Consider the following 6,671-nt stretch of genomic DNA (forward strand, 5'->3'; position numbering starts at 1 on the left):
TTCCGGCGGCGACCACTAAGCTGCGCGGAGGGGAAGCCGAGTCAGTTTCCGGTCTCCCACAGAGCGGCTATTGGAAGGGATACCAGCCGGTCCCCGAACATGAGGGCTCCCTGGCGTCCGGTGTGCAGGACGATGCCGTGGACGAACTGCGGGCCCAGCAGGTCGCGGAGCGTGGTGAGGCCGCGGAAGTCGTTGCCGGTGACGGTATCGGTCGCCTTGCATTCGATGGCGATGATCTGGCCGTCGTCACGTTCCAGGAGGATGTCGACTTCGGCGCCGCCGCTGACCCGCCAATGATGGAGGCGCACCGAGCTCTCACTCCAGGTGGCCTGTTTGGCCAGTTCGTTGACGATGAAAGTTTCGATCAGCGGGCCACGGGACGTGGACACGGGCCTGGCCAGGGCCTCGGGAGAGACACCGAGCAGCGCGGCGGCAAGACCGGTGTCGGTGAGGTGCAGCTTGGGGTGTTTGACGACCCGGGCGGTCAGGTTTCGGGACCATACCGGCAGCCGGTGGATCAGGAAGACGGTTTCGAGAAGTTCCAGGTACCGACTGACCGTCGTCCGATGCAGGCCGGTCTTGTTTGCGGTGTTGGCCGTATTGTGTTCCTGGGCGGTGACCGAGGCGACGTAGGCCAGCAGGGTTCGTAGTGCGCTCGGCTCGTTGATGCGGGTCATCTCGCGTATGTCGCGTTCGGCGATGGCTTCGACATAACTGCGGAACCAAGCTCTGCGAGACCGTGTCGTTCGCATCAGCGCCGGCTCTGGGAAACCGCCGCGGCAAACCCGCTGGAAGTAGTCGGCCCGGTCGCTTGCCGTCGTCCGGAGCGCACCGAGCGACCCGGGGTCGTCAAAGGCGTGGTCGATGAAGCTGCCGGACCGGCCGTTGAACTCACCCTGGGAGAGGGGCCAGACGTCCACCACCCCAGCACGGCCGGCCAGGGACTCCGAGAGGCTTGGCGTAGTCAGGAAGCGGGTGGATCCAGCCAGGACGTACCGGCCAGGGCGCGGCGCCGCGTCGACCTCGGCCTTGACCGCCCTGACCAGAGCGTCGCCACCTCGCTGAACCTCGTCGATGAACCGTGGTTCCGTGCCGCTGCCGGTAAAGGCCACCGGGTCGCTGATCGCGGCCTGCAGGGTCTGTTCGTCGTCGAGGTTGAGCAGCGTGCCCCCGTACCGCTTCTGTAGGTGCCGCAGCAGCGTTGTTTTGCCGGACTGCCGGGGGCCGTTCAGGATCACAACTCGAAATACCGCCAGGTACTCCTCCGCGATTGAGGCGCAGGCCCGTTGCAGGTCGGTCGTTGGCACGGAAGAACTCCTGCTCGCAGCGGATGGCGGCCAGCCTGAGCGTACATCTGACGGAGGCTTGGGCCGACACTTCACAGCTATGTGGACCGACATCTCACAGCTGCTGGGACCGACGTTCCACAGGCATCTGGGCCGACCTTCCACGGGAGCCTGACGCCCGCCCGCGGCGAACGCGGCACCCGTCTGGCAAGAGAGCCCGGTATGCCGGAGGCGCCGGCATACCGGGCATACCGGGCATACCGGCGCCAGCTCAGCGTGCCAGGGAGAGGGAGACGACCAGGTTCTCCAGGTGGAGCCCTTCCCCGTCCAGTCCGCCGGTGCAGGTGACCAGGCGCAGTTCCGGGCCAGGGGAGGGCCGGTACAGCTCCGCGTCCCGGGGTGAGGCCTTCGGGTAGCGGTCGACGCGGTCGACCGTAAAGGTGACTGTGCTGCCGTCCCTGCGTCGTACCTGGACGGCATCCCCGGTCTTCATCTGGTCCAGCTTGGCGAACACGCCCGGCTTGTGGTCCCATTCGACGTGGGCGGTCATGACAGCGGGGCCGATGTCACCGGGGGCCATCCCGGCGGAGAACCAGGCGACCTCGGCGGCGTTGGACAGCGTCTCCAGCTCGCCCGCCGCCGAATGCAGGGCCTGCCAGCGGTCGGGAGGGGACGCCGGGCCGAGGACGCCGATGGGAATGACCGGCGCGGCCTGGGGATGCCCGTCGGCGAGGAGGCGTTGAGGCAGCAACAACGCCGTGGGGATGTTGCGATCGGACGATCCCTGGCTCTGGGCCTGGCTGTTGCTGTTGCCGCCGGTCCGGCCGTCGCCTGTGCTCCCGGCGGCACTGGCGGTGGGGATGGAACCGTCTGCCGGCGGCTTTCCGCTGGATGATCCGCCGCATCCGGCAAGCATGAGGGCGACGGCGGTAACAACGGTCGTGATCGTAGCCGGGCGCCGGATTCCCCCGCGAACCCCAGCGGATGCCGCTGTGCCGGAACGCCGACCACGGGTGAGCGGCACCGCCCCGGACAGCACAGCGCCGGATAGCAGGGCGCCAAGCAGAACAGCCGCGAGCCCAGCGTCAACGAGCCCATCAGGAGGCCCATCGGAGAGCCCATGCGAAAGCCGTTCGGGGAGCCCGGCGGACAGGCCGTTCGGCCCGGTCCGGACGGGGCCGGTGGGCACGACCGCCGGCCCGCGGGCATCCATGGTGAAGAAGGCCGCGGGCAGGTGATCCCCGGATCCACCGGTAACGATCACGCTGCCGACGGCGCCCGGGGCGAGCGCGACATCGTCGATGCTGAGGAGGTCCGTCTGCCTGCCGGGGTGGCGCAGACCGACGGTGGTCGTTGTCGCGGGGATCGGGACAAAAGCCGAGGCCTGCCCCGGGTCGGCGACTTCGGTCTGCCTGCCGGGTGCGGCCACGAGGACGAACCGAAGGTCCTCCCGTGACTTTCCGTCAGCGGCGTCCGGGGTGGTCGCATTGATCAGTCGGATGCTGGAGAGGCCGCTGGCATCCGGGCCGACTCCGGGCGCGGTGAAGCTGTCCTGGACGGGTACCACAGCGAGATCGGCGGCATCGCCGGTGATGATGAGGCTGACTGAGCCGCCTCCGGGGATGGTGACCGCGGGTGCCGCGGGCGTTGCCCCGGTCCGAACGGCAGTCATGGAGATCGTGCCGGCCGGGACCCGCTTGTATTCCGAAACCCCTTTGTACTCGAGCTGGATGGCTTCCGGAAGCGCGGGTGAGGTCACCCGCAGTGTTCCGCCGGGGGAGGCGTCCACGACGCGCAGATAGCCGTGCGCCCCGGCCGCCCCGGCGGCGGCTTCGGAAGCGGGTGCCGGCGGCACCGCGTTGGCATTCGACCGGCCGGTGCTGGCCAGCGCCGAGGCCAGCAGCAGGCCTACCGCCAGCGCCAGGGCACGCCGCAGCGCCGCCGCGACAACCGGGCCGGGCCCGGCGGAGCGGTGCCCCGTCAAGATTCGCATCAGGCACCTTCCGTGGTCTTGCCGTAGGCGGTCAGCCGACCGCCGGCCCGCGTCACATACGTGCGCCAGAAGTCCTCGAGGCGGCGCAGGCGGGACGGGTCGAAGTCCACCCCGGCTCCGGCACCGACCATCCGTACGTCCACCCCGGTCAGCGTGGCGATCAGCGAGTCGCGGCCGAGCTGGTCGAGCAGGCTGGTGATGTCGGCCGGTTCGAGCTCGGAGGTGGCCAGGTTGAACGGACGCCGGGTGGATACCGCGTCGGTGAACACGGTCAGTTCCCGCGGCGTGTTCGGCCGGGCCGAGAGCGTTTTACCGGCGCCTACCAGCGCGCCGAACAGGTCGGTCCGCTGCCTGTCCCGACCGGTGGCGCAATTGATCAGTTCCGCGGTCCTGGTTTCGGCCTGTCTGCTCAGCTGGGCCGTTTGCGCGTCGTCGTACAGCTTGTTGTCCCTGGGATGGGCCGGTACGAGATCGACGGCGACGGACGGGCAGACGCTCGCCTGCGAGTTCTCGGTCGCCACGTCCGCGCTGAAGGAACCGCCGGCGCAGCCCGTGATGACACTCGCGACGCCCGTCTTATACTGATCGATCACTTTTTGGTCAATACTTGCCGATACATCGATGACGAGCGCGCACATCCGTCGCTGCCGCGGCGAGGCGGATGACCCGCCGCATGCCGCCAGGGGGAGCAGGGCTGCGATCCCCACCGCCGCGACAATGCGCCACCTGCCGTCGAACGCATAGGGCGTCCGCAATGCCCGCAATGCCCGGAGTACCTGGCTGTAGGTACGCCTGATGCCCGCGGTGACCGTTGGGGTTCTCTTCTCCATCATTTTCTCCGTCGTTGTTGTGTCGGGCATGTGGTACCGACGGATGAGCCGGCGCATCAGTGCGGGCCTTCGCGAGGCCCGGTGTTGTCAGAATGTTGATCAAAATGGCTTTTCCCATTGGGGGAGGCTGAGGGGGAGGGTGATGAGGGGCCACCTGAAGCCGGGGAGTCGGCCGGCTTGGTCGGGGCCTGTTCCTCGGCCGGCTCTGGAGCGCCCGGCGACCGGAACTCCGGCGCGGGATAGTCCTCGTAGGGGATCTCCGCCAGCGCGGCCGCCCGCTCAGGGTCCATGGCGGCGCCGTTGACCATGGAGTCGCGGTAGGCATCGCGTATCCGTCCGATGTTCGCGGCTTCACGCTGGGCGAGGTACTCGGCTGCCCGGTTCTCCGCCTGCGCGGCGGCCTCGGCTATCCGTAGCCGTCGCGTTGCCCAGGCATGCCGCAGCCGTGCGAACCGGCGCCAGGCCTTTGATCTGCGCAACGCCCAGGCAGCCCCGCGCACGGTCGCCGCCCGCGGGTCGTGGAGCTGGTACTCGAAGAAGGCGACCGCGAAGGTGAAGGCGACCTGAAGCGACAGGAACATGCAGAATGCGCCGGTCTTGTCTACGCCAACCTTGATGTTGTCTGCCCGCAGTAGGTCGGCGTCGGCGACGAAGGTCTGCGCGCGCACGAGCGCTACGAAGACGTTCATGGCTACGAGCACGGTCGTGCCGTTCCAGACGAACAGGTCGCGAGGGCGCTGAAGCCATCCAGCCGGTTCGTCAGGTTGCCCGGCCGACTGGTGCTGCCGCGTGTGCCGGCCGAGGCCTGCCTCGGCCGTGACCGGTTCGAGCCGCTTTTCCTTCAGATGCCGGGCGATCGCTGTGGCAATGAGCAGCCCGGCGCCTACGACTGTCACAACCAGGAAGTAGGTGATCCAGTAGGACTGACCAAGGATGTCGAGGGTCGGCTTGAGCGCGACCGCCTCACCGATGATGATCGAACCGGCGATGACGAGGCGGAGCAGCGCCTGGCCGGGCAGATGCGCCAGCAGCCGCCGCCAGCTGTCCGGCCCGCTCTTCGACGCCTCCCAGGCATTGGTGAGCGTTGTCTCGGCGTCGGTGACGGCCTGGTCGTGATCGGCCATCGACTGCTTGAGGACGTCCATCCGGACTACCGCTCGGATGACCCGTTTCTTCCTGTTGAGCCACGCGAACGCGTATCCCGCTCCGAGATCGCCAGCGATGATTTTGTTGTGACTGGCGAACGCCCGCTCGTAAGGGGTCCGGGTGCCGCCGACCTCGGCGTCGGGGAAGTTGGCCGCCGCGTCCCGGGCGCCGGCTTCCCGGGCCTCCCGGATCCACCGGTTGATGTTCTTGGTCCGATTGTCGGCCTTCAACGGACGGTAGCGGCGAATGGCCGAGCCACGTGTCCAGAAAAGACCCATGTCATGCCTTCCTTATCGGCTGCGCGGATTCGTTCGCCACTGGCTGCGGGGCCGTGCTCACTGGATGGGGGCCACGGTCGCCGCGGCGCGGGTGCGCCGGGGACGAAGGTCCGCGAGCCAGGCCGGTTCATTGATCTCAGGCTGCGGCCATGCCGCCGCGAGGACCGGCGCTTGTTCACCGCGGACCCGCAGGTTCGCCGCGCGGTAGACCTCGATGTACTGGAGGCAGAACGATGACACGGCCATCGCCTGGGCGACCGCGCGGTCAGCCGTCACCTCCCGTTGCTTGCGTAGTTCCGCGAGTTGCTCTCGGGCGGTGTCCAGCCGCTGGCGGGTAGCGTCCCGTTTCGAGCGGCCTGTCGCGGCCCGCCGGTTCGCGCGGGCTGTTTCGTCGTCACAGGTACGCGGCTGTTTCGGCGTGAGGTGGAGACGTTCCTTCTCCGTGTTCATCGGGAGTTCGCTGGTCAACCGCGCGACCAGGGCTTCCAGCCGGGCGATGCCGGTGTCAATGCCGTCGAGGGCAGCCAGGGCCTCGACCCCGAGCGCGTGGTGTGAGCGCGCGGCCAGCGCCTTGATTTCCCTGATCGCCGGTGTCGACCACGCCTGTGGATCGGCACTCCAGCTGACCGGGTCCGTGTCGTGGGCTGTGCCCGGCGCGGGCTTGGCCTGTGGCAGCGGGACAGCGGGCGTCGGCAGGCCGACACGGCCGTCCCGCCGGCCTCGCAACCACATCCTGAAGCGGGTGCGCCGGCTTGGTCCGATCAGGATCGAACCCGATACGGCGTGGACGTCGCGGACGCGACCGAGGCGACGCTTCATCTCGGCAGGAGCTCCTTGAGCTGGAAGAATCGTTCGGAGAAAAGGGGGCAGCGCGCACCCGCGGCCCGTCGTGGTGTTCCAGGAGGCGGCGCGTCCGCGGGCGCGGAAACGTTTCCAGCCATGTCTGACGGACGGCGCGGTCTGCTGGGCCGTGCGGTCTGCTGGGCCGTGCGGTCTGACGGACGGCGTATGAGCGCCGCGCTGGTTTCACTCAGTCGGACTGTGGTGCGTCCGTTGTTCGTTGGCGTCCGTCAGGACAGGATGGAAACCGTGCGGGCGGGTGCGCCACCGATCACGGTACTTTAAGAGCGCCCGAGGA

At 68.5% G+C, this 6,671-nt stretch carries 5 protein-coding genes; all 5 read right to left on the minus strand.

Annotated features, from left to right (window positions below; all coding sequences use genetic code 11):
- Window positions 1-41: 41 nt before the first annotated feature.
- The 5 genes from MJ777_RS21800 to MJ777_RS21820 all read right to left on the minus strand — a co-directional run bounded on the left by MJ777_RS21800 (window position 42) and on the right by MJ777_RS21820 (window position 6,352).
- The gene (locus MJ777_RS21800; RefSeq protein ID WP_239309910.1) at window positions 42-1,307 is read right to left on the minus strand and encodes an ATP-binding protein; all 1,266 of its coding nucleotides are present in this window, start codon (window positions 1,305-1,307) and stop codon (window positions 42-44) included.
- 250 nt (window positions 1,308-1,557) lie between these two features.
- Window positions 1,558-3,279 carry a sortase domain-bontaining protein gene (locus MJ777_RS21805; RefSeq protein ID WP_239377644.1) on the minus strand — a complete coding sequence of 574 codons (1,722 nt, stop codon included), beginning with the start codon at window positions 3,277-3,279 and terminating at the stop codon, window positions 1,558-1,560.
- Window positions 3,279-4,109 (minus strand): hypothetical protein, encoded by an 831-nt coding sequence (locus MJ777_RS21810; RefSeq protein ID WP_239377645.1) that lies wholly within the window; start codon window positions 4,107-4,109, stop codon window positions 3,279-3,281. The genes MJ777_RS21805 and MJ777_RS21810 overlap by 1 nt, the downstream gene beginning before the upstream one ends.
- A 56-nt stretch (window positions 4,110-4,165) precedes the next feature.
- Window positions 4,166-5,533, minus strand: a complete 1,368-nt coding sequence (locus MJ777_RS21815; RefSeq protein WP_239377646.1) for a hypothetical protein — start codon at window positions 5,531-5,533, stop codon at window positions 4,166-4,168.
- Between the two features lie 57 nt (window positions 5,534-5,590).
- On the minus strand, window positions 5,591-6,352 hold the full coding sequence (locus MJ777_RS21820; RefSeq protein WP_239309915.1) for a hypothetical protein: 762 nt from the start codon (window positions 6,350-6,352) through the stop codon (window positions 5,591-5,593).
- Between the last annotated feature and the right edge of the window lie 319 nt (window positions 6,353-6,671).

The organism is Protofrankia sp. Cj5, assembly GCF_917627405.1.
Classification (GTDB): Bacteria; Actinomycetota; Actinomycetes; order Frankiales; family Frankiaceae; genus Protofrankia.

What these genes read in the sequence shown, in the direction of transcription:
- MJ777_RS21810 (WP_239377645.1), bottom strand. Translation starts at nt 4,109, where the DNA reads ATGGAGAAGAGAACCCCAACGGTCACCGCGGGCATCAGGCGTACCTAC.
- MJ777_RS21815 (WP_239377646.1), bottom strand. Translation starts at nt 5,533, where the DNA reads ATGGGTCTTTTCTGGACACGTGGCTCGGCCATTCGCCGCTACCGTCCG.
- MJ777_RS21805 (WP_239377644.1), bottom strand. Translation starts at nt 3,279, where the DNA reads ATGCGAATCTTGACGGGGCACCGCTCCGCCGGGCCCGGCCCGGTTGTC.
- MJ777_RS21820 (WP_239309915.1), bottom strand. Translation starts at nt 6,352, where the DNA reads ATGAAGCGTCGCCTCGGTCGCGTCCGCGACGTCCACGCCGTATCGGGT.